General features: G+C 36.9%; 24 protein-coding genes. 6 read left to right on the top strand and 18 right to left on the bottom strand.

All coding sequences use genetic code 11. The features are described from left to right. Positions 1–13: 13 nt before the first annotated feature. The 4 genes from PHQ93_RS09860 to PHQ93_RS09845 all read right to left on the bottom strand — a co-directional run bounded on the left by PHQ93_RS09860 (position 14) and on the right by PHQ93_RS09845 (position 4,412). Positions 14–676, bottom strand: a complete 663-nt coding sequence (locus tag PHQ93_RS09860) for a response regulator transcription factor (protein WP_299943822.1) — start codon at positions 674–676, stop codon at positions 14–16. Positions 677–738: 62 nt separating this feature from the next. Then, positions 739–2,880 (bottom strand): ferrous iron transport protein B, encoded by a 2,142-nt coding sequence (feoB, locus tag PHQ93_RS09855; RefSeq protein ID WP_299943819.1) that lies wholly within the window; start codon positions 2,878–2,880, stop codon positions 739–741. Beyond that, the gene (locus PHQ93_RS09850) at positions 2,877–3,107 is read right to left on the bottom strand and encodes a FeoA family protein (protein WP_299943817.1); all 231 of its coding nucleotides are present in this window, start codon (positions 3,105–3,107) and stop codon (positions 2,877–2,879) included. Before PHQ93_RS09850 ends, feoB begins: the two co-directional genes overlap by 4 nt. A gap of 81 nt (positions 3,108–3,188) precedes the next feature. Beyond that, positions 3,189–4,412, bottom strand: coding sequence for a hypothetical protein (locus PHQ93_RS09845; RefSeq protein ID WP_299943814.1), 1,224 nt, complete (start codon positions 4,410–4,412; stop codon positions 3,189–3,191). Positions 4,413–4,584: 172 nt separating this feature from the next. Here PHQ93_RS09845 and PHQ93_RS09840 point away from each other — a divergent pair, with 172 nt between their 5' ends. Beyond that, positions 4,585–5,142 carry a CDP-alcohol phosphatidyltransferase family protein gene (locus PHQ93_RS09840; RefSeq protein ID WP_299943811.1) on the top strand — a complete coding sequence of 186 codons (558 nt, stop codon included), beginning with the start codon at positions 4,585–4,587 and terminating at the stop codon, positions 5,140–5,142. Between the two features lie 2 nt (positions 5,143–5,144). Here PHQ93_RS09840 and PHQ93_RS09835 read toward each other — a convergent pair whose 3' ends face one another. Both PHQ93_RS09835 and PHQ93_RS09830 read right to left on the bottom strand, forming a co-directional pair. After that, positions 5,145–5,528, bottom strand: a complete 384-nt coding sequence (locus tag PHQ93_RS09835; RefSeq protein WP_299943808.1) for a DoxX family protein — start codon at positions 5,526–5,528, stop codon at positions 5,145–5,147. Continuing rightward, positions 5,518–5,715, bottom strand: coding sequence for a hypothetical protein (locus PHQ93_RS09830; RefSeq protein WP_299943805.1), 198 nt, complete (start codon positions 5,713–5,715; stop codon positions 5,518–5,520). Before PHQ93_RS09830 ends, PHQ93_RS09835 begins: the two co-directional genes overlap by 11 nt. Positions 5,716–6,081: 366 nt before the next feature. On the opposite strand from PHQ93_RS09830, the gene PHQ93_RS09825 reads away from it, so the two are divergent. The 3 genes from PHQ93_RS09825 (at position 6,082) to PHQ93_RS09815 (ending at position 8,874) form a co-directional block, all read left to right on the top strand. After that, entirely contained in the window at positions 6,082–7,704 is a 1,623-nt protein-coding gene (locus tag PHQ93_RS09825; protein WP_299943802.1) for a DEAD/DEAH box helicase, read from the top strand. Positions 7,705–7,917: 213 nt separating this feature from the next. Beyond that, the gene (locus PHQ93_RS09820; RefSeq protein WP_299943799.1) at positions 7,918–8,289 is read left to right on the top strand and encodes an HIT family protein; all 372 of its coding nucleotides are present in this window, start codon (positions 7,918–7,920) and stop codon (positions 8,287–8,289) included. 51 nt (positions 8,290–8,340) lie between these two features. Continuing rightward, positions 8,341–8,874 carry a hypothetical protein gene (locus PHQ93_RS09815; protein WP_299943796.1) on the top strand — a complete coding sequence of 178 codons (534 nt, stop codon included), beginning with the start codon at positions 8,341–8,343 and terminating at the stop codon, positions 8,872–8,874. 297 nt (positions 8,875–9,171) lie between these two features. On the opposite strand, the gene PHQ93_RS09810 is transcribed toward PHQ93_RS09815, so the two are convergent. The 7 genes from PHQ93_RS09810 to metK form a co-directional block, all read right to left on the bottom strand. Continuing rightward, positions 9,172–10,176: a beta-ketoacyl-ACP synthase III gene (locus PHQ93_RS09810; protein ID WP_299943793.1), complete on the bottom strand. Its 1,005-nt coding sequence runs from the start codon at positions 10,174–10,176 to the stop codon at positions 9,172–9,174. Next, positions 10,176–11,174 (bottom strand): phosphate acyltransferase PlsX, encoded by a 999-nt coding sequence (gene plsX, locus PHQ93_RS09805; RefSeq protein WP_299943791.1) that lies wholly within the window; start codon positions 11,172–11,174, stop codon positions 10,176–10,178. Before plsX ends, PHQ93_RS09810 begins: the two co-directional genes overlap by 1 nt. 3 nt (positions 11,175–11,177) lie before the next feature. Next, on the bottom strand, positions 11,178–11,327 hold the full coding sequence (gene rpmF, locus PHQ93_RS09800) for a 50S ribosomal protein L32 (RefSeq protein ID WP_294880190.1): 150 nt from the start codon (positions 11,325–11,327) through the stop codon (positions 11,178–11,180). A gap of 132 nt (positions 11,328–11,459) precedes the next feature. Further along, complete coding sequence (locus PHQ93_RS09795) at positions 11,460–11,840, bottom strand: hypothetical protein (protein ID WP_299943789.1); 381 nt, start codon at positions 11,838–11,840, stop codon at positions 11,460–11,462. A gap of 47 nt (positions 11,841–11,887) precedes the next feature. Continuing rightward, positions 11,888–12,301: a nucleoside-diphosphate kinase gene (ndk, locus tag PHQ93_RS09790; protein WP_299912126.1), complete on the bottom strand. Its 414-nt coding sequence runs from the start codon at positions 12,299–12,301 to the stop codon at positions 11,888–11,890. A 143-nt stretch (positions 12,302–12,444) separates the two neighbouring features. After that, on the bottom strand, positions 12,445–12,729 hold the full coding sequence (locus PHQ93_RS09785) for a 4Fe-4S dicluster domain-containing protein (protein WP_299912123.1): 285 nt from the start codon (positions 12,727–12,729) through the stop codon (positions 12,445–12,447). Between the two features lie 153 nt (positions 12,730–12,882). Further along, the gene (metK, locus tag PHQ93_RS09780) at positions 12,883–14,058 is read right to left on the bottom strand and encodes a methionine adenosyltransferase (protein ID WP_299943787.1); all 1,176 of its coding nucleotides are present in this window, start codon (positions 14,056–14,058) and stop codon (positions 12,883–12,885) included. A gap of 177 nt (positions 14,059–14,235) precedes the next feature. Here metK and PHQ93_RS09775 point away from each other — a divergent pair, with 177 nt between their 5' ends. Continuing rightward, complete coding sequence (locus PHQ93_RS09775) at positions 14,236–14,832, top strand: peroxiredoxin (RefSeq protein ID WP_299943784.1); 597 nt, start codon at positions 14,236–14,238, stop codon at positions 14,830–14,832. A gap of 18 nt (positions 14,833–14,850) precedes the next feature. On the opposite strand, the gene PHQ93_RS09770 is transcribed toward PHQ93_RS09775, so the two are convergent. Beyond that, positions 14,851–16,131: an ATP-dependent RecD-like DNA helicase gene (locus tag PHQ93_RS09770; protein WP_299943782.1), complete on the bottom strand. Its 1,281-nt coding sequence runs from the start codon at positions 16,129–16,131 to the stop codon at positions 14,851–14,853. Positions 16,132–16,181: 50 nt separating this feature from the next. Between PHQ93_RS09770 and PHQ93_RS09765 the strand changes: the two genes are divergently transcribed. Next, the gene (locus PHQ93_RS09765) at positions 16,182–17,426 is read left to right on the top strand and encodes a diguanylate cyclase (protein WP_299943780.1); all 1,245 of its coding nucleotides are present in this window, start codon (positions 16,182–16,184) and stop codon (positions 17,424–17,426) included. Here the strand turns inward: PHQ93_RS09765 and PHQ93_RS09760 are convergent. From PHQ93_RS09760 to fliG, 4 genes are read right to left on the bottom strand one after another with little or no spacing between them, the layout of a single operon-like run. After that, positions 17,423–18,523, bottom strand: a complete 1,101-nt coding sequence (locus PHQ93_RS09760) for a VWA-like domain-containing protein (protein ID WP_299943777.1) — start codon at positions 18,521–18,523, stop codon at positions 17,423–17,425. The two genes, PHQ93_RS09765 and PHQ93_RS09760, sit on opposite strands and share 4 nt — an antisense overlap. Continuing rightward, a complete protein-coding gene (gene dxs, locus PHQ93_RS09755; RefSeq protein ID WP_299943774.1) occupies positions 18,504–20,339 on the bottom strand; it encodes a 1-deoxy-D-xylulose-5-phosphate synthase in 1,836 nt (611 codons plus the stop codon). Before dxs ends, PHQ93_RS09760 begins: the two co-directional genes overlap by 20 nt. Positions 20,340–20,348: 9 nt before the next feature. Continuing rightward, positions 20,349–21,137 (bottom strand): flagellar assembly protein FliH, encoded by a 789-nt coding sequence (gene fliH / locus PHQ93_RS09750; protein WP_299943772.1) that lies wholly within the window; start codon positions 21,135–21,137, stop codon positions 20,349–20,351. Between the two features lies 1 nt (position 21,138). Then, positions 21,139–22,167 carry a flagellar motor switch protein FliG gene (fliG, locus tag PHQ93_RS09745; RefSeq protein WP_299943769.1) on the bottom strand — a complete coding sequence of 343 codons (1,029 nt, stop codon included), beginning with the start codon at positions 22,165–22,167 and terminating at the stop codon, positions 21,139–21,141. Position 22,168: the final 1 nt, after the last annotated feature.

The raw sequence follows: 22,168 nt of genomic DNA, 5'->3' as shown, positions 1-22,168 counted from the left end.
AAAACAATGACAATTATTTAAGAAGCTTATAACCCACACCTCTAACCGATTCAATAAGAGATTTATCTCCGAGTTTATTTCTAATTCTTCCGACCATTACATCAATGCTTTTATTTGAGGAATCTTCATTTATAGCATTTACATTATGAATCAAATCTTCTCTTGAGACGACAAGCCCCTGCTTTGCAATCATATATGACAAAATTCCAAACTCTGCATTTGTAAGGTCGATGTTTCTACCCTTATAGGTAATCATCATAGACGAAGTATCACATTTAAAGTCGCTTTTTGACTCCTCTTTTTGTTGTGATTTTGCTTCGTATCGTCTTAAAACTGAGTGAATTCTAGCCTCAAGCTCTCGCGGATCATACGGCTTTGGAATATAATCGTCAGCCCCAAGCTCAAGTGCTTTTACCTTGTCCGTAACATCGCTTCTAGCAGATGAGATGATGATTGGGATATCCTGTCTCTCGCGAATTGCTTCACAAACCTCTAAACCGTCCATACCAGGCAAGGTTAAATCCAAAATAACCAAGTCAAATGGCTCCAACTTCAATATACTTACCGCTTTAAAAGGGTCGTCCTCTGTGACAACCTCAAACTTAAACTGTTGAAGATATTCCGTCAATATCTCCGCCAATTCTAAGTCATCTTCAATCATTAATATTTTTTTCATACATGAATCTTAACAGATATCAACTAATAAGTGGTTAATGATATATAAAAAGTATCTATAAATTAATTATAAAACATAGATGTAACGTTAAACGCTATAAATGCAAGCGTATATGCTACTACGGATGTTAATGCCAAAAGATAAAAGAAGTATTTTATACCGCCGGCTTCACGCGTAAATACAACCGAAGCCGCCAAACACGGCAGATATATCATTACTACCACTATAAATGCAACAGCTGAGGGAAACGGAATATTTTTAGATATTATCTCTTTTAAAGAACTACTGTTTTCTTCATTTATATCCTTACCCAAAGCATATAAAACACCAAGCGTTGAAACAACTACCTCTTTTGCTGCAAGTCCCGTTTGAAGAGCCACGCTCATTTTCCAGTCAAAGCCAAGCGGTGCAAAAATAGGCTCTGAAAACTTACCGATTTTACCCAGATAACTCTGTTCTAAATTAGCTTCAGCGAGTCTGTTTGCAAGCTCTTTTTTCTCATCTTCATTTATAGCATTTTCAATTTTTTTGCCATACTCTTCTTTGAGCTTTAAATTGTGAGGATAATTACTTAAAAACCATATAAGCATTGAAGCCGCCGCAATAAAAGTACCCGCTTTTTTCAAATACATCAAAGTTTTTGTAACAACCGTATGCCAAATCAGCTTAACTGAGGGAAGTCTATATTTTGGCATCTCCATAACAAACGGCTCGTCTATGCCTTTAAAAGCAGTTAGTTTTAATATTTTTGCTGCAAAAAGTCCAAGCATAGCACCGGTTATATAGATAGCAAAAAGAACATTTCCCGCCATACTCTCTGAGAAAAATGCACCCGCAAAGAGAACATACACGGGAAGTCTTGCTCCGCAACTCATAAACCCGATTATAAAGAGAGTTAAAAGTCTGTCACGGTCATTTTTTAAAATCCTTGCACTCATATAAGCAGGAATAGAACAACCAAAACCCGTTACAAGCGGTATAAACGACTGACCGTGAAGACCAAATTTATGAAAAAATCCATCAAGCAAAAACGCAACTCTTGACATATAACCCGTACTCTCCAAAAGAGCGATACCGACAAACAGTATGGCAATATTTGGTACAAAAAGAACGACCGCTCCGACACCCGATATTACTCCGTCTACTACAAGCGAGCGAACATCATCGTTAGATATAGTAGCACCTACCGTCTCGCCAAACCAAGAGAAAAAAGCATCAATCCACTCCATCGGAATAGAACCGATTTTAAATGTAAGTTGAAAAAGCGCCCACATAAAAAATAAAAATATCGGTATACCGAATATTTGGTGTATCAAAACAGAATCAATTTTATCGGTAAGTGTTTTTTTCTCCGGCTCTCTACTTTGTTTTAAAACCTCAGCAACTACCCCTCTGTTAAATGAAGCATATTCTGAAGCAAAAGCCTCTTTTATGTCATCACAATCGTGATGCAACTCAATATGTTTGGATGCCTCGATAAGAATCGGCTGCAACTCCGTCCAAATAGGATCATCATGTAGTTTTGCATATGTTTTTTTACTGTTTTTTAGAAGATTTACCGCTATGTTTCTATATGAATTTTCATCCTCGTATTTGTGTTTGGTTAAATAGTCTGCTATTATAGATATTTCCTCTTCAACCGCTTCACTAAAGATGAGCTTATGCTCCATAGTTTCATTTTCATACTCTTTTATTATCGCTTCTATTAGTTCGCCTATGCCCTCTTTTGTAGCGGCAGATACTTTTACGCATGAAAAACCAAGAAGCAAAGACATCTGCTTATCATCTATCTCTATACCCTCTTTTTTTGCTTCATCGCTCATATTGAGTGCTAATAACATCTTTTTACCAACACTCATCAGTTCAGAAGTCAATTGAAGATTTTTTTCCAGATTTGTAGAATCGACTACATTTATAATCAAATCATAATCTTCAGCTAAGAGATACTGCGTAGTTACTCTCTCTTCGATGGAGTAATCACTCAAAGCATAAGTCCCCGGCAAGTCGACTACGGTAAAGTGATAATCTTTATAATCAAATAAAACTTCGCTTTTCTCTACCGTTACACCCGTAAAATTTCCTACTTGCAAGTGTGCATTTGATATAGAGTTTATGAGCATGCTCTTTCCGACATTCGGCTGCCCGACTAATGCTACTTTTATATGGTTTGCCGTTATCGGACAAACTTTTACATTTTTATTCATATTTTTACAACCTCTATCAGCTCAGCTTCTTGGGCTCGAAGAGCTATTCTCATTTTGCCTACTTTTATCTCTATCGTACTTTTTGCAGGAGCAAGTTCAAGCACTTCAACAACCGCATCTTTCATAATTCCAAAAGATATCAATCGTTGTCTGAGCTCCGAATCGGCATTTAACTTAGTAATTTTTACTATACAAGCTTTTTTACAATCGCTTAATTTTTTCTTCATATTTATATCTTTTATTATAAGGTATTTGTACTTTTTTATATTGCAAAATGATAACCGATATCATATTAAATATCGGTTAAATCAAAAACTATATGTAACCGTCACTTGAAAACGATTCCAGTCATTATCCGTTTTTGTAGAATTTTCTTTGTCTTCTTGTACCGCATAAAGAGCACAGATAAGAACCTTATCTTCAATAACACTATATTTTAATCCGATATTTTGTTCTACAACATGAGCCTTCTTGCCGGTAGCATCGGAACCACCGTCAAAATCACCGTAAGCATATGTTAAAGATAGCTTTTCAATTTCATAACTTATACCTCCGACCATTGCTTTTGCATTGCGGTCATTTGCTATTTCATCTAAAATCATCGTATCCATATTTGTAAAAAGTGCTCCGCTTCCAAATCCTCTAAAACTTGCTTTACCGGCTTTCTTTTGAGATTTGTTATACGCCGCACTAAGAGTAACCCCGTAAGCCGATAATTTTACCAAAGCTCCGTAGATATCTGCTTTTGTGCCGCTGAGACCTATCTCGCTTTCGTTTAAATACTGAACAGCTCCGGTGCCCGACACATCGCTGTTTATCTCATACTTAAGAGTCGTATCAAAATAAGCGGCATTTGTAAGTTTGGTAATGTTATAGTACCAACCGCTTGCTTCTATGATATCATCGGCATATGCCGCCCCGCTAAAGTACGTAGCGTCTTTACCCGTTTTAACCCAGCCATCGTTCAACCCCGCATCATAGCCTTGCCATTTTTGCAACTTACCTGCCATAAAATTGAAATTTGAAAATTTATATGAAGCGATATAAGCTTCAAATGTATTTTGAATCATTCTAATATCATCACTGTTTGCCAGCGGCGTGTCAATAACTTGACGACCTGCACGAAAATTAAAATCATCATATTTATAATTGAGATACGCTTCGCTTAAAACCGTATATTTACCCGCAGAAGACGACAACTCATCATTTTGTTTTACGCCTTTATCTCCTGTTGCAAAACCTAAATCATGGGATGTTGCAAAAGCCGTAGCCGCACTAAAACCGTTTAACTCTGCCGTCTCATATTTTAAATAACCGCCAAGAGCGGTAGCATAGATATCATTCTCGTTTTCTTTTTTTATATTGTATCCGGCATACATAGATCTTATATTTCCCGAAACTTTACCCTCTTCAAACATCTGCCCAATGGTTGAAATCTCATTTTGTTCTATTTTTACAATTTCATCAGCTATAGCTGATACGCTATATGCCAAAGTAGAAATTAAAAATATGCTTCTTATTGAATTTTTCATGTAAACTCTTTTTGTAATTTTATTTTAACTGATGTTATTTAACCTTTGAAATGATAATGAATATCAACTTATAGAGTCCTTAAATTGATAATTGATATCAAATAGATATAAATATTGTGTTTCTATTAATTTTGTTATAATTTCTATCAAATTCACTTGCATCGGATAATATATGAAATTTCTCTATAACTCATCATCACATTTTAATCTTGCAAACTTATTTACATTCGTAAATATTACGGCGGGACTTTTGGCGACCTATTTTATAACTCAAAATAACTTTTTTGTAGCTATTATCTTAGCATGGGTCGGCGGAGCTTTTGATATTTTTGACGGCAAAATTGCCAGAAAATACCATTTGTCGAATGAGTTTGGAGTTCAACTAGATAGTTTTGCGGACTTTTTAAGCTTTGTTCTTGTTCCCGTATTTCTGATTTTTCAAGCTGTTTACACTCTTAACCTCTCAGGCATATCGATTTTACTGGCTGCAGTCGTTAGTATCTACTATGTTATCTCAGGACTAAGAAGACTTATCCAATTTAATATTAATGCAGATGCGGGAGAGGTTGCGAAATTTTTTACCGGCGTGCCTACACCGCTTGGCGCGATTTTACTTTGGCTAACCTATCTGGCTTTTACCTACGGGCTTTTACCGATTTTTGGAGTTATAGCTCTAATGATTATCATCGGATGGAGCTTAAACTCTAAGGTAAAAGTTCCGCATCTATAATATTATTTATTATTTAATGAGTACTTTCCGCTTCCAAGCATAAATATTAAGATTGACATTACAAGATATAAAAACGGGAGTTCAAAGAGAGGTGCTCCGTGTTTACTCAGCGAAAACAGTGAATTGCCGTAGGCTAGAAAAATTGCAACAGCCATATTGAACGCTAAAACTAAAGATGCAGCTCTTGTATATGCCCCAAGAAGAATAAATATAGGCATTACGACTTCACCGACAAATACGCCGTAAGCGAAAAACTCAGGAAATCCCGCACTTACGGTTAACTGTTTTACTCCATTTATACCATTTGTAATCTTTTCAAATCCGTGAAAAAGTATCATAACTCCGACTGTAAGTCTTAAAATGAGTTTTGCTATATCATTTGTCATTTTTTTCTTCTCTAAACCTACAACTGCCGACTGTTATCACTTTGCCGCTTTTTATCGCCTCTTTAATATACGCCAGCGTGCCTTTTGGATCCGCATCGCCTACCTCTTCAGCTATAATTCGTAAAAGATCATCCTCTTTCGTTATTCTCCAAGTTTTTTCATAACTATATTGTGTTTGTATCTGCATAATTAAATAATTCCTTTATATAATATATTTACACACAAAATGAGCAAAGCCCATTTTGCCACGCTAGCCGCTATGGCACTAAAGCTTGCCTCTTGCGAGGCAGAATACTTCTTGCAGTTTATAGAAAGAAGTCTAATAATATCTAAAAATTAAATAATTTACGGTTTCTCTCAATAACCCCAAAATCACAACTTAATAAAGACTTTTTAAATCCCTTTTCTACACAATATAAACTTAAACAATTCTAAATATGATTTATTTAAATAAAAAATCCAATATATTTGGGTATAATTCGCCAAATATTTTAGGGGAAGGTGCCTTGTCATTAGTGACATGCTTGTATCATCTCCTACTTAAAGGAAAATGATGCAAGAAAATGCACAAACACACGAGAACGAAAAAGTAATCACATTTGATGATTTAGGATTGAAAAAAGAGATACTTCAAAGTATCAAAGATGCAGGATTTACAATTCCAAGCCCAATTCAAGCAGCGGCAATACCGTTTATCTTAGCAGGTCGTGATATAGTCGGTCAAGCTCATACAGGTACAGGTAAAACAGCAGCATTTGGTCTTCCCGCGCTTAACAACATAGACACAAGGGACGGTGTCGGGATTTTAGTTATCACTCCGACTCGTGAGCTTGCAACGCAAGTTAGCGACGAATTATTCAAATATGGAAGAAATATCGGCGCTAAAACGGTAACGGTATATGGCGGCAGTTCTTACAATAGACAGATTGATCTTATCCAAAGAGGTGCTAGTGTTGTTGTTGCAACTCCGGGTAGACTTTTAGACATACTTAAAAAGAACCTCCTAAAAGATTTTGCTCCAAGCATTGTGGTACTTGATGAAGCAGATGAGATGCTTGACATGGGATTTTTAGATGATATCAATGAAATCTTCTCATACCTTCCGTCAAACCGTCAGACACTTCTTTTCTCGGCTACTATGCCAAAACCTATCAAACTTCTTGCTGAGAGAATTTTAGATAATCCTGAGTTTGTAAGTATCACAAAAGGTGAAACAACAAATACGGATATTAACCAAGAGTACTATGTAATCGAAGAGAGTGAAAGAGATGACGCTATTATTCGTCTGATGGATTCTGAAAAAAGCAAAAAATCAATAGTATTTTGTAGAACAAAAAGCGAAGTAGATAGACTCTCAAATGTTCTCTCAAGCGCAGGATATCTTGCAAACGGTCTTCATGGCGATATGGAACAGAGACAAAGAGAGACTGTAATTAAAGGCTTTAAAAACAACGGTGTTAAAGTTTTAGTTGCTACGGATGTTGCGGCACGCGGTATACATGTTGACAATATATCTCATGTTTTCAACTACCATATTCCTTTTGATCCGGAGTCTTATGTTCACCGTATAGGTAGAACAGGTCGTGCAGGAACAAAAGGTAAGGCGATTACACTTTTAACTCCGTTAGAGTTTAAAGAGTTACAGAGAATCAAAACAAAAGTCGGAACAACAATGACTCATGCATTTGTTCCAAGCAAAAATGATTTAAGAGCAATCAATCTAAAATCTATTGTTACAAACATAGAAGAGCAACATATATATGACGAAGCACATCAAATTCTTGATATGTTAAAAGAAGATATAGACGAAGAGACGATTATGTTTAAACTTGTTTCTATGATTTTAGACAAACAAACAATTCAAGGTCCAAATACAATAGGGATTCCGGCTGATAAATTAGCGGCTATTCTTGACCGTGCGGATAAAAGAAGAGACACTAGAGGCGGTCGCGGCGGTTTCCGTGGAAGCAGAAGCCGTTCAAGCAGCGGTAGTGGAGACAGAAATCGTTCTGGAAGCGGAGATAGAAATCGCTCAGGAAGCGGTGATAGACCTCGTTCAAGCGAGGGCGGTGATAGAAGCAGTCGTCCTAGCGGCGGCGGTTACCGTGGCTCAAGCAGTGGCGAAAGAAGTCGCTCAGGAAGCGGTGATAGAAACCGTTCTAGAACTAGAGACTAAAAAACTACTACAAACCCGAAATTTATTTCGGGTTTGCTACAATACAAACTACTTTCAACCCCATTCAAAACGATATAATTTAATAGACTTTGCAAAATTCTGCCTCGTAAGAGGCAAGCTTTAGTGCCTCAGCGGCTAGCGTAGATAAATGGGCTTTGCTCATTTATCGTGTAAATTGAGTTCTGCAAGAACTCTAATAAAAAAAGAGACAATATGATTATTTATGAAGATAATGAACTATATATAGAAAAAGAGCCGAGTGAAATTCCATGGCTAAAAATTTTTACAAAAGAGCCTTACAGAGAGTTAGGTGATGTTCCAAAAGATTTACGCACAAGACTTTGGGAAGTTTACGACATCATAGAGTTTGAGATGAAAAACTACTATAATCCGACTAAAATAAATATGGCGTCATTTGCAAATATGCTTCCGCGTGTTCACATACATGTAATGGCAAGATTTAAAGATGACAGCTATTTTCCAAACCCGATGTGGGGAGAGAAGCTAAGAGAAGCAAAGCTAAATCTTCCAAATGAAGAAGAGTTTTACACAAGAGTTGCCAAATCTTTAAATTTTAATAAATAAACAAGACTACTTATCATAAAATAATCTAAATTAACTAAAAAAGGTGAAGAAATGAAGAAAATAGCACTATGCTTATTGCTTGTATCAGGATTAATGGCGGCTGAGAACAAAGATTATTTTGGGTTTTCGGCAGGGAATGCAGATTATAGATTAAAAACTTCTGCCCTCGGAGTAACAACAAAAGATAATATGGATGACACGCACTACTCATTTACATTGGGTCACTATTATGAAAATTCTCGTGTATCCGGCACATATACCTATGTGGATAGCGTTAATTCAAATTATTCTTTCTCTTTTGCTTACGATTTTATTTTACCGGTAGTTAAAGATCAATTCTCTCTGTATGCCGGACCGGTAGTTGGGTACACTCGTCTTACAGACGGCGAAATTAATCTAAGCGGTATTAATTACGGCGGACAAGCCGGTGTAATTGTAAAAGTAATTAATAATATCGAACTAGAAGCCGGATATAGATTTGTAATGGGAACAGGAAATGATAAGATTAATGTTTCAGGAGTAGATTTTAATTTAGAATCTGAATATATGAAAACTTGGTATGCGGGAGCGAATATTCGCTTTTAACTTTTGTGCTAGTGATTTTAAATAATCAAACTATCTGAATGATTGTGTTTTTAGACTGCCGCGCTTCTAAAGAAGCTCGCAGTGATCGTCATTTTGTCATCCTGAACTTGATTCAGGATCCAAGTTTTGCAAGAATTCTATTAAATTAAACTCTAACGCTTAAATCGAACAAAAGAGTTATTCTAAAAATTCTCTATTTTGTTCTAGTTCAAGGCGAAATTTAGTCAATATGAGGAGCTTACTAAATGTAAGTGACGAATATTTACTCAATTTCAACGAAGAAATTGAACAAAAGAGTTATTTTTTTTCTAACGGTGAGAATGGGACTAGCGCAGAACCCCATGTCAGTCCGCCTCCAAATGCATCCAAAAGCATAAGCTCTCCTGCTTTTAACATCCCATTTTCATATATATCATTTATCGCCATCGGTATAGAAGCGCCTGAAGTATTTCCATATTTTTCAACCGTAATTACTACTTGCTCATCTTCTAGCTTTAGTGCATCTCCGACGGCTTTTATGATTCTTAAGTTTGCTTGATGCGGCACAAAATATTTGATGTCGGAACCGGCAATATTATTATCTTTTAAAATATCTACAACATCTTTTGTTAAAGTTTTAACTGCAACTTTAAAAGTTTCATTCCCTTTCATCTGCATAAAACAACTTGTTGCTTCCTGATTGAGGGTATCATGAGCAGAGCCGCTTCCGCCGTTTGGCGACATAAGCAAATCTGCAAATTGCCCGTCAGCTCCGGTATGAACATCGATTATTGCTTCATCTTTGTTGTCAGTTGCGCTAATTATGGCAGCACCCGCACCGTCACCGAAAAGAATACATGTGCCTCTATCAGTGTAATCGGTTATAGCCGAGAGTTTTTCAGCACCGATTATAAGAACATTTTTTTTCATTCCTGATTCTATAAATGCTTTTGCTATAGATAAGACATAGACAAAACCCGTACAAGCTGCAGAGATATCAAATGCCGTAACATTTTCAAGACCGAGTTTTGTAGAGATGATAGTTGCGGTTGAAGGCATACAAAAATAATCAGGTGAGATTGTAGCACATACCACCATATCTATTTCGCTCTTATCTATACCGCTTCTCTCAATTGCTTTTTGGGCAGCTTTAGCACCCATATCGCTTGTAAATTCATCTGCAGCTGCAATGCGACGCTCTTTTATACCCGTTCTTTTGGTTATCCACTCATCCGAGGTGTCAACCATCGAAGAGAGCTCATCATTAGAAAGTATTTTACTAGGAGCATAAGCACCTATGGAACGAAACGCAGCATATGCCATTATTTTTCCTTGTTTTTTAACGCTTCAAGTCTTTGGATAATGTGTTCATTTACACCTGTATCAACATAGCTTATAGCTTGAAAAATCGCATTTTTAATTGCTTTTGGATTACTTTTGCCGTGACTAACAATTGCACAGCCTTGAATTCCGATAAGCGGAGCACCGCCTATCTCTGCATAATCCATCTGTTTTTTAAGAAGTACAAACACTTTTCTCATTAAAAGTGCCCCTGTGATAGCAATTGGGGATTTTCTTATATACTCTTTTATCAATCCGCTGATAGTAGAAGCTACGCCCTCAGATGCTTTTAGCACCAAGTTGCCGACAAAACCGTCACAAACTATAACATCACAGCTGGCATTGAAGATATCGCTACCCTCAACATTACCCTTGAAGCCTTTGTATCCCTCAAGCAGTTTAAATGCCGCTTTTGTAACTTCATTACCCTTGCTTTTCTCTTCACCGTTTGCTAAAAGACCTATAGACGGATTAGTAATTTTAAACATATCCTCGGCATAGCATCCGCCCATTACGGCAAATTGTGCTAAATGTTCAGCTTTAGAGTCAACATTGGCTCCAACATCCAAAACTACTGACTTGCGAGTGGTTTTTGTCGGCATTAACGCTACAAGAGCAGGTCTTAAAACACCCTTTAGGCGTCCCAATCTAAGAGTAGCCAAAGTCATGGTCGCTCCGCTATGTCCGGCAGAAACTACACCGTGAGCTTCACCGTTTTTTACTAACTCAATAGCTTTATAGATTGAACTTTCACTTCTTTTAAGCGCATCGGTAGCTGCATCATCCATAGATATAACATCATCAGCTTCAACTATAGAAATCTTATCTCTATAACGCTTGGGTAACAGAGGTAAAATTTCTGATTTTTTACCTACAAGAATAGGAATGAAATTTTTTTGCTTGAGAGCTTGAATACAACCTTCTACAATTGGCTTAGGACCGAAGTCCCCGCCCATTGCATCAATAGCAATCTTTACCATTGACTATTTATACTCACCGGTAGTTGGGTTAATATGGTGTGGAAGCTTGTATGTTCCATCTTTGTCTTTAACTGGACGAGCTAAAGAGATTTTATAGTGAGTTCTTCTTTTCGCTGCGCGAGAATGAGAGACTCTTCGTTTTGGTACTGCCATAATATATTCCTTTCTTTTTTGTTTAAAAACGCAATATGAGCAATACCCAAAAGTGAGGGTACGCGAGCCCATCTTGCTACGCTGCCGCTATGGCACTAAAGCTTGCCCCTTTTATGGGGCAGAAAACCTTGTTTAAAACGCTTCTTGTTCAGAAGCACTATTTTTCTTACAATTTTCGCAGACATTATAATCGCTTTTTATAAGTTCTATCTCTGAATTCATAATTTCTTCTAAATCTGCTGTAGAATTTAATACTTCTACAACATCCAATAGAGAGTCTTCACTTTTTTCATAGATACCATCAGAGATAAAAAATTCTACATCTTCATCAACATCAAGCTTAAACTCATCAGCGCAAATATCACAATCTACATCAATTTTTCCACTTAATTTTGCTTTTAACAAAATTAATTTGCCGGAATCATACTGTAAATAACCTTTAAAAGTTATTTCATTTGATTTAATTTCAAAGTCTAAAGGAGTAGTATTTACTTTTCGCAATACTACTTTCATAAAGCCAACCTGTTATAAGGCAGTTTTACTAATTTTTTCTTCATAAATTAAGAGATTTCTCTCGTGGAGAAGAAAAATGCGATTTCAACAGCTGCATTTTCAGCAGAATCACTTCCGTGAACTGCATTTGCATCTATATTTTCAGCGAAATCTGCACGAATTGTTCCTGCTTCAGCCTCTTTAGGATTTGTTGCACCCATTAGGTTACGGTTTTTCATTACTGCATTTTCACCCTCTAGTACTGAAACGACAACAGGACCGCTAATCATAAAATCAACTAAATCACCGAAAAAAGATCTCTCAGAGTGAACTGCATAGAAAGCTTCTGCATCTGCACGAGAAAGTTGAATTTTTCTTGTTGCTGCTATTTTAAGACCATTGCTCTCAAAACGATCTAAAATTTTACCGATAACACCTTTAGCAACGGCGTCTGGTTTTATTATTGATAGTGTGCGTTCCATCAAATCTCCTGTTAAGTATATAAAATTAAGATGGAATTGTATCCAAAAAGAGTCTGTTTTAAGTTGAAATGAGAAAAATTATTGATTAAAGAGAGTAAGAAGGAACCACAAAGAGTAAAACACTTTGTGGTTTTATAAAAAGATTATGCTACTACGGCTTTGCCGATTCCACGCATATCATCTGAAATGTCTTCACGATGTGCCGGACTTTCACCAACAACATCCCATGTAATACATCCTTCAGTAGGACATGCCGTAGCACAAGCAGGCTCATCATGATGACCGACACACTCTACACATTTATTACCGTATACATAGTAAGTATCATTACCAGTCGGGTTATCATCCTCGTCTACAATCGCTTCTACCGGACACTCATCTATACAAGCGCCACAGTTAATACATGTATCACCAATAATTACTGCCATTAGGATTCTCCTAGTTTTTAATTTCGTGGTAAGTTTAACAAAAGATTTTTAAATACAGCTAAAATATCTTTTATTCAAGCGCAATAATATAAATTTGTTACGCTTTTAACATAACAAATCCTCCTTAATTGAGGGATTTGATAATGATTACTATTAAATTTTCAAGTAATCTCTGATTTCTTGGACTCTATCCGTTTTCTCCCAAGTAAAATCATCCTCTTCTCTTCCAAAATGACCATATGCCGCTGTTTTTCTATATATAGGGCGAAGAAGGTCTAGCGATTTTATAATTCCTTTTGGAGATAAATCAAATAGCTCTTTTACGCACTCTTCAATCTTCTTCTCATCAACTTTACCTGTTTTATGCGTATCTACCATAATAGAAGTAGGCTGAACGATACCGATTGCATATGAAACTTGTATTGTCACTCTGTCGCATGCACCGGATGCGACCAGATTTTTAGCTACATGTCTTGCCGCATAAGCAGCACTTCTATCTACTTTAGTCGGGTCTTTACCGCTAAATGCGCCGCCACCGTGAGGACAACTTCCGCCATATGTATCTACTATAATCTTTCTACCGGTCAATCCTGCATCGCCTTGAGGACCGCCTATTACAAATTTTCCGGTCGGGTTTATGTGAAATATCGTACTCTCATCCATCATATGTGCAGGGATAACATGTCTAATCACCTCTCTAATAACATCTTTATGAATCTTATCTTGAGAAACATCAGGAGCATGTTGGGTCGACACGACTACGGTATCTACAAAAACAGGCTTATCTCCTACATACTTAATGCTAATTTGTGCTTTTCCATCGGGACGAAGATACGGAAGAATTCCCTCTTTGCGAACTTCTGCCAATCTTTGAGTTAAGCGGTGAGCCAAATATATAGGAAGCGGCATAAGCACATCCGTTTCGCGGCATGCATAACCGAACATTAAACCCTGGTCTCCGGCTCCTATCTCACCGCCTGCAAGGCTTACTCCTTGATTGATATCGGGCGATTGCTCCCCGACGGCATTTAAAACAGCTGCGGAACGGTAGTCAAAACCGTAAGTTGCATCGGTATAACCTATCTCTTGAACAACCTTGCGGACAATCTCCTGCATCGGTGCATATGTCGTAGTTTTGAGTTCGCCTGCTATTATACAAAATCCATTTGATACTAATGTTTCGCACGCAACATGTGCAAAAGTATCTCGTTCAATAATATAATCCAGAATTGCATCACTGATTTGATCTGCCATCTTATCGGGATGCCCTTCTGTTACAGACTCTGAAGTAAAAATATACTCTTTTGGAGCAGTTGCTTCTTTTGTCATCGATTTTCCTTATTGAAATACAGAGTCCAGCTCTATAAATCGTCAAAAGTATAGCAAAAAATCAATTACGAAGTTTTATTTTATCTTAACTCATGCAGTAGATAAAAATAGTTAGATTTTAATTAATATATTTCTGTTAAAATTATGTCAAATTAATCAAAAAATTAAGGATTATATATGTTAGTAACAAACCCCGCTCCGGATTTCACGGCAACAACAGTTTTAGCAGACGGCTCAATAGTAGATAATTTCAAATTATCGGAAAATTTCGGCAAAAAAGGTACGGTTCTGTTTTTTTACCCGCTTGACTTTACTTTCGTATGTCCATCTGAAATTATTGCTTTTTCACATAGAATAGAAGAGTTTAAAAGCCGCGGAGTAAATGTTATAGGTGTTTCCGTCGACAGCCAATTTTCACACTTTGCATGGAGAGAAACGCCTGTAAACAAAGGTGGTATCGGCAGAGTTAAATTTCCTTTAGTTGCAGATTTAAGCAAAAAAATATCTAAAGATTATGATGTACTTTTCGGCGAATCGGTTGCGCTTCGCGGTTCATTTTTGATTGATGCTAAAGGCATAGTTCGCCATGCCGTAATCAATGATTTACCGCTTGGCAGAAATATTGATGAGATGATCCGCATGGTAGATACTATGCAGTTTACCGATGAGCACGGTGAAGTTTGCCCTGCCGGCTGGGTAAAAGGCGATGAGGGAATGAAAGCTTCAACTGATGGCGTTGCCGAATATTTAGCAAAACACGAAGCTAGTCTATAATCATTTTTTATTTAACTCTCACATCTTAGTGGGAGTTACACCTCTTTTTTTTACAAATATTAAAGCTTTTTGATTTACAAAAACTATATCTCTCCACTGTTTTCTTGGAGCGATTAGATTTAGGCGTTTAGGGTTTGAACTTCTTGAAATTGCCACATAAAACTGCGAAGGTGCAAAAATCTCGTTTGTCTCTATAATCAAATCTTCAATGGACATACCTTGCGATTTATGAATAGTTATAGCGTAAGCCAATCTTATCGGGTACTGATAAACGCTAAAGAGACTCTCTTCTACCATCTCTTTTTTACCATTAACACTTTTTTCACTCCACACACTTTTACTTTGAGCTACCGCCTCAAGTTTTACAATCATACCGTCACTCTTTTGCACATAGACAAAACTGCTATCTATATTTACGACAACTCCGCGCTCACCGTTGAAATAGTTCCAAGAGTTTCTCGTAAAAAGCACTCTAACGCCTACTTTTAGCTCCAGCTCTTTTTCTATTCTGGCATCATCCATAAATCGCTCTATCTCTAACTCTTTAGCACTTTTTAGATGTTTAATGACCTGAGCTTCTTTTACATGCAGCTCTTTATCCACAAACTCTAATTGATTTTTATTGTGTAGCGATGCCGAGTTGTTTTTACCAAACAAAAAAGTAAACTCACTTAAATTTTGCGGCAGAGGTTTTATAAACTCATTAAGTGTATTATGCACCTCTTCATCTACAAAACCATCTCTAATACGTGCTAAAAGTTCTATAAAATCCTTGTCATCGGTTCTGTAAATATGAGTTAGCTCCACAATCTCAAAGAGAAATTTTTCCCATGAAATGGATTCAAATGCAAATCTAACTTCTGCGTAACCTCTAACAACCGGAGGAAGCTGTAAAAAATCACCCACCACTAAAAGTGAGCCTTTAAAATCAGCTTGTTGCAGTCTAAGGCTTATCATGTCAAGCAAGGCGTCACTTACCATGGAGATCTCGTCTATAACTATCAAATCCATGCTAAATATAAGTTTTTTAACTTTTTTGCTAATCTCAAATTTGCCTTTTTGCTCCAACTCTTTTAAATCACCTGCAATTCCAAGGTCTAAAAAGCTATGCAGAGTCTGCCCGCCTATAAGCGTAGCGGCCATTCCTGTTGAAGCGAGTTTTGCAACTTTTTTTGCCTCATCTTCATAAAATTTTATAACTGCTCTTGTAATAGTTGTCTTTCCTACCCCCGCACCGCCGGTTAAAAAAACATTTTTTTTATCTTTTAATTTTTCAATAATATCTTTCAAATAATCCATAAAAAATTATACTATAATAAAAAAAAGTTTATAAGGATGTTTATAGAATTATGCAGAGAATATTAATAGTAGAAGATAACAAAACTTTAGCAAAATTAATAGCAAAAAAGATAAGTAGTGAGCTTGATTTTGAAGTGGATGTGGCGTATAGTCTATCTGAAGTCAAGCTGTTTTTAAGCAGATATAGCTACTTTTTAACTCTTTTAGATATAAATCTTCCCGATGCGCCAAACGGTGAAGTTGTGGATTATGTTTTAGAGAAAAAAAATCATGCAATAGTACTCAGCGGAAATATTGATAAAGATTTTAGAGCTAAAATACTGAAAAAAAACATCCTAGATTATGTAAATAAAAGCGGCATAAATGATGTAAACTACATTATTCAAATGATAAAAAGAGTTCAAAAAAATCAAAATCATAAAATTTTAGTGGTAGATGACTCTATTGTTTTTAGAAAACAGATGCAAAGCATGCTTGAAAATATGTTTTTTAAAGTTATAACAGTTGCGCATGGAGAAGAGGCACTTGGAATTCTAAGCACGACTCCTGATATCAGTTTGGTTTTGACCGACTATCATATGCCTGTTTTAAACGGACTTGAACTTACACATGAAATTAGAAAAACTTATACTAAAAATGATTTGACAATTATAGTCGTCTCAAGTGACGATAGTGAAGAGACAACCGCTCTGTTTTTGAAAAACGGTGCAAACGACTACATCAAAAAACCCTTTTCAAAAGAGGAATTTTCTTGTCGCATAAATAACTCCATAGAAGCTTTAGAAAACATACATGCCATAACAAATCATGCTAACCGCGACTTTTTAACCGGACTTTATAACAGAAGATACTTTTTTGACAATATGCGAACTTATTTTAAAAAAGCAATAGATGAAAATGAAAATTTTGCAATTGCCATGATAGATATCGACCATTTTAAAAAAATAAACGATACATACGGACATGATGCAGGAGATAAAGCTATAAATACTTTAGCGGATATTTTAAGAGCAAATACAAATCAAAACGATATGGTATCAAGATTTGGCGGAGGAGAATTTTGTATAGCTATAAAAAATGTATCATCACAAAATGCACTAAAAATAGTTGAAAGATTACGGGAAAAGGTACAAAATTCAGTTACTGTTTCTACCAAAGGAGAAGAGGTAAGATTTACAATCTCTATAGGTGTTACGCTAAATCATGAAGACACTCTTGAGGAGAGTGTAAATCAAGCAGATATGATGCTATATAACGCTAAACAAAACGGCAGAAATCAAATAATTCACAACTAATCTTGTAAAACTATAATATCTCCAAAGGGAACTCTGCTCTCTTTTGGAGATATCCATTTTACTTCATAATTCGGCTCATTTTTTGGAAAAACTCCGTCTAAGTCCGTAAAATAGAGAAGCAGTTTTACATCTTCTAACTCATTTTCTATAAATTCAAAAACGGCTCTAAAGTCAGTAGCTCCTCCGCCTTTTACTTCAGCTTCTAAGATATCGCCGTTATAAAAAGTTTTGTGCGTTTGAATCTTATCATCACTTATAAGTAAATCTATCTGATAGTTTGAAATCGTATTTGTTAAAAAATTCAGCTCACTCAAAAACTCGCCTAAAAGTTTTTCATCAACTGAACCCGAACTATCAACTGCCACAACAAGTTTAAATCTTTGACTTATGCAAGACGGCAGATAAATGCCCAAATGTAGAAATTTTTTGTTTGGCGGAAGAAGAGTATAGTCATCTTTATGGAATCTATCAAGTGCGGCCTTTAGCTCATCTCTCCAGTTGATTTTACCGTTATACTCAAGAGCAAAAAACCTGCCTATTGAAGTAGGAACCTCACCGTTTTTAATCTCTGCTTCAAGTGTAGCTTTTGCAAATTCCTCAAAGATCTGCTCATTTAAATCCTCGTTATTTTCAGGATTTTTTGAAGAATCTGCTTCATCTTCTTTATCCGTCTCATACCGGAGTTCGTCTCGTAAAATATCCTCTTTTAACTCTTCGTAAATCTCTTCGGCATAAAGTCCGCTAAATCTTTCTGAGTAGTGGGCTTCATTCGGTCTGTCCAGTCCATTTTCAACTAGCATATCATTTATAGCATAATCGGTTGATAGCTGCCAAAGCCATCCGCTTCTGCCGCTTTTTCTAGCCTCATGAGCAAGTGAAGCGTGCATTGCGCCGTTTGCAAAAACAAACTCCATCTGGCTCGGCTCTAAGCTCTTTAAAAAATCACCGTTATACTCAAGTCTAATACCGTTACTTTTAAAACTTTGTATATCATCATTTTGAATAAGTTCCAGTCTTGAAGCAATCGTTCCAAAAAGCGGATAGTTCATTAAAAGCTTGGCTTTTGCTTGAGAGATTTTATTTTGAAGACTCGGCAACTATCTTCTCAACTCTTTTTGCCAGCTGCTTTGGTAAAAGTCCAAGCGACTCTTCTACCTGATTTGTATTTCCGTGTGCTATAAAACTATCCTCATATTCAAAGCTTTCTACTCTTATATGCAAGATTTTTTCTTTGGCTAAAAACTCTAAAATAGCGCTGCCAACCCCGCCCATTTTGGCACTGTCTGAAAATACAAACCATTTTTTATGTTTTTTAGATAGCTCACGAAGCATATCTTCATCAAGCGGCTTCACAAATCTTAGATCCAAAATATTTACTTCAATCTCCAAAAATTCGGCACTCTGGTATGCACGCCCTACTCCGTTTCCATATCCGATAAACAAAACATCGCTGTCATTTGAACGAAGCAGTTGCGATTTGGCAATCTCAAAAGGAATAGACTCAGGCAAATCGGTCTCTATAAATGAACCTCTCGGATACCTAATAGAGCACGGGTGATTATACTCGGCTGCAAATGCCATCGCCTGATGAAAAGATTTCTCGTCTCTTGGAGCAAAAAGGGTCATATTCGGGATTGCTCTTAAAAAGCTGATATCAAAAACCCCTTGATGAGTCTCTCCGTCCTCACCTACGATTCCTGCACGATCCAGTGCAAAAACAACCGGCAAATCCATCAAGCAGGTATCATGTATTATCTGATCATATCCGCGCTGCAAAAACGTAGAGTAGATTGTACAAAACGGTTTAAAACCCTCTTTTGCGAGTGCCGCCATAGAGGTTACGGCGTGCTGCTCGGCAATCGCCACATCCCAAAATCTCGTCGGGTAAAGTTCTATAAGTTCGCTCAACCCTGTGCCGCTGGGCATAGCCGCCGTTGCACCTACTATTTTTTCATTTTGTTTAGCAAGATGAAGCAGAGCTTCCGAGTAAATCTGAGTAGCACTTTTAGAAGAACTTTTTTTAGATGCGTTTCCGCTATCTATGTCAAATGGTCCCACACCGTGCCACTTCTCCTCTTTACCCTCTGCAATTATGTAACCTTTGCCTTTAAGAGTTTGCACATGCACGATTACAGGTTTTTTAAGTTCTTTTGCTTTTTGCAATATCTCAACTAGCGAAGCCAAATTATGCCCATCAACCGGTCCGATATAATCAATTCCCATCTCTTCAAACATAATTCCGGGAGTTATAAGCTTTAGTGATTCTTCCATCCTTTTTGCAATGTAATGGGCGCCCTCTCCAAAGTTGTCCACAAAATTTTCGGTGTGTCTCTTAAATGTCTGATAAAACGGAGATGCCATTGCCGAACTAAGCATTCTGCTGATTGCTCCGATTGGTTTAGATATGCTCATCTCGTTATCGTTTAGTATAATTACCATCGGATATTTTCTATCCCCTAGCTCGTTTAAAGCTTCATATACCATACCTGCCGTCATAGAGCCATCACCAATCATTATAACCGGAACCCTTGAATCCTGTTCACCTTTGAGCGCTATTGCTTTTGCGGCACCGACACCCAAAGAGATAGAAGTTGAGCTATGTCCTGCAACAAAATAGTCATGCTCGCTCTCACTTGGTTTTGTATATCCGGATATGCCGCCGAATTGCCTTAGCGTGTCAAATTTACTCCATCTTTCGGTAATAAGTTTATGAGCATAGGATTGATGAGATACATCAAAAATAAAAGGATCTTTTTTGCTGTCAAATACTTTATGCATTGCTACTATAATCTCTGTTGCACCGAGTGTAGAACTCAAGTGTCCGCCGTTTTTGCTAACTACTCTTAGTATCTCTTCTCTTATGTCTTTGCAAAGCTTTTCCAACTCTTTAATTGTGCTTTTTGTTATATTCATAAATTTATTTTACTCACTTAATGCTACTCTCTTTACTCTCTCAAATCTCTTTGATATCTGTGCATCAATATTGCCCGCATCGCTAATGGCAATAACTCCGCCCAAACTTACGGCACTATCTGACATAACTTCTACATGAGCCAATGAACCGGCAGCTTGCGAAATTGCCCCGTGATCTTTTGGATTAACTTTTAAAACTACTTTTGAAGCATTTTGCAACTCTTTAATTAACTCTTGAGATAAAACTACCGCTACTCTGTTTGAATTTTCACTAAGTTCAACCTTGATTACCTCTTTGGAGATATCCAGTGCAGCACTGATTAACTCTTTTTTTATCTCCTCTAATGCGGCTTCAAACTCTTTTGCGCTATTTTCTAACTTTATAACAGATGCAGAATATTGAGATAGAGCATTTGTACTGTTTTTTTCCTCTTCTTTAAGAGCAAGTGCTTTACCTGCCTCTAGACCGGCTGCATAAGACTCATCTTTGACTTTTTTAAGTTCTATCTTATGCTCGTCACTCATACTCTCTAGTTTCATTTGAAGCTTTATAAAGTTTGATGACATCTCATCAGTTTTTTTAAGCAGAGATTCAATCAAAGAGTCTTTAGAACTTTGACTTATTGCACTTGTATCAATTTCACGCTCTATTTTAGGCTCCTGTGCTTCAAAAATCGATTTTTTTGTCTGTGCGCTCTGCACCTCGTCTTGAGACTCCGTACCGAGTGCTAAAACCTTAAAACTATACTTATCGACATTATGCTTTTGGATTTTTTCGCTGCTTATTATACTTGACAAACTATTCCACCATTTCTTCCGATGAAGATCCTAATTGAATAGTTCCGGCCTCGGCAAGCCCGTTTACAACTTCAACAATTTTTCTTTGAGCGCCCTCTACCTCTTTCATTTTAACGGCACCCAAAAACTGCATCTCTTCTTCAAACGACTCTCTTGCTCTCTCACTCATAGAGCTAAAGAATTTCTGTTTAAGATCTTCAGGCGCACTTTTTAGTCCCAGCATCAAATCCGGTTTTTCTACGGCTTTAAGAATTTCCATAATTGCATTTTTGTCCAGTTTTGCAATATCTTCAAATGTGAACATCATCTCTTTTATTAGATTTGACATCTCTTCGTCTCTCTCTTCAATTTTTGCAAGAGTCTCTTTAGAAGCTTTTGCTCCAAGACGGTTAAAGATATCGGCAACTGCACGAGGACCGCCGACTTCGACTTTGTATGAAGCAAGAGATTCTAGCTTAGACTCAAGTACTGCCGATACTCTCTTAATTACCGACGGAGAAATATCTCCAAGTTTTGCCATTCTCATAGAAACTTCGCTTCTTAAATCATCGGGAAAATACTGAAGCGTATCGGCAGCTTCCGTTGCATCCATATGAGCTAAAATAAGCGCAATAGTCTGAGGATGTTCATTAATAATAAAGTCTGAAAGTTGTTGAGGCTTGATTTTTGAAAGATAGGCGAAATTCTGACTCTCCTGCATACTTCTTGAGAGTTTTTCCAAAATCTTTTTTGCCTCTTCGGGGCCAAGTGTTCTATAAAGAAGCTCTCTTGCATACTCCATACCGCCGGATGTTATAAACTGACCCGATTGCAAAATCGCATAGAACTCTTCAAGCACCGCTGTCGCGACTACCTTTTCCACGCTTTTATTCATAGCGATATATTTTGAAACATCGGTTATCGCATCAACACTCATATTTGAAAATATTGCAGCTGTTGAATCTTCACCCATTTGCAATAATAAAATTGCAACTTTTTCTCCCATGCTCATTTCATCAAATCTTGCTTGTTGTGCTGCGCTTAAATTCACT

The sequence above is a fragment of the Sulfurimonas sp. genome, assembly GCF_028714975.1.
GTDB lineage: Bacteria > Campylobacterota > Campylobacteria > Campylobacterales > Sulfurimonadaceae > Sulfurimonas.
Note: the sequence above shows the minus strand (reverse complement) of the source record. Positions and strands in the feature narration are given on the sequence as shown.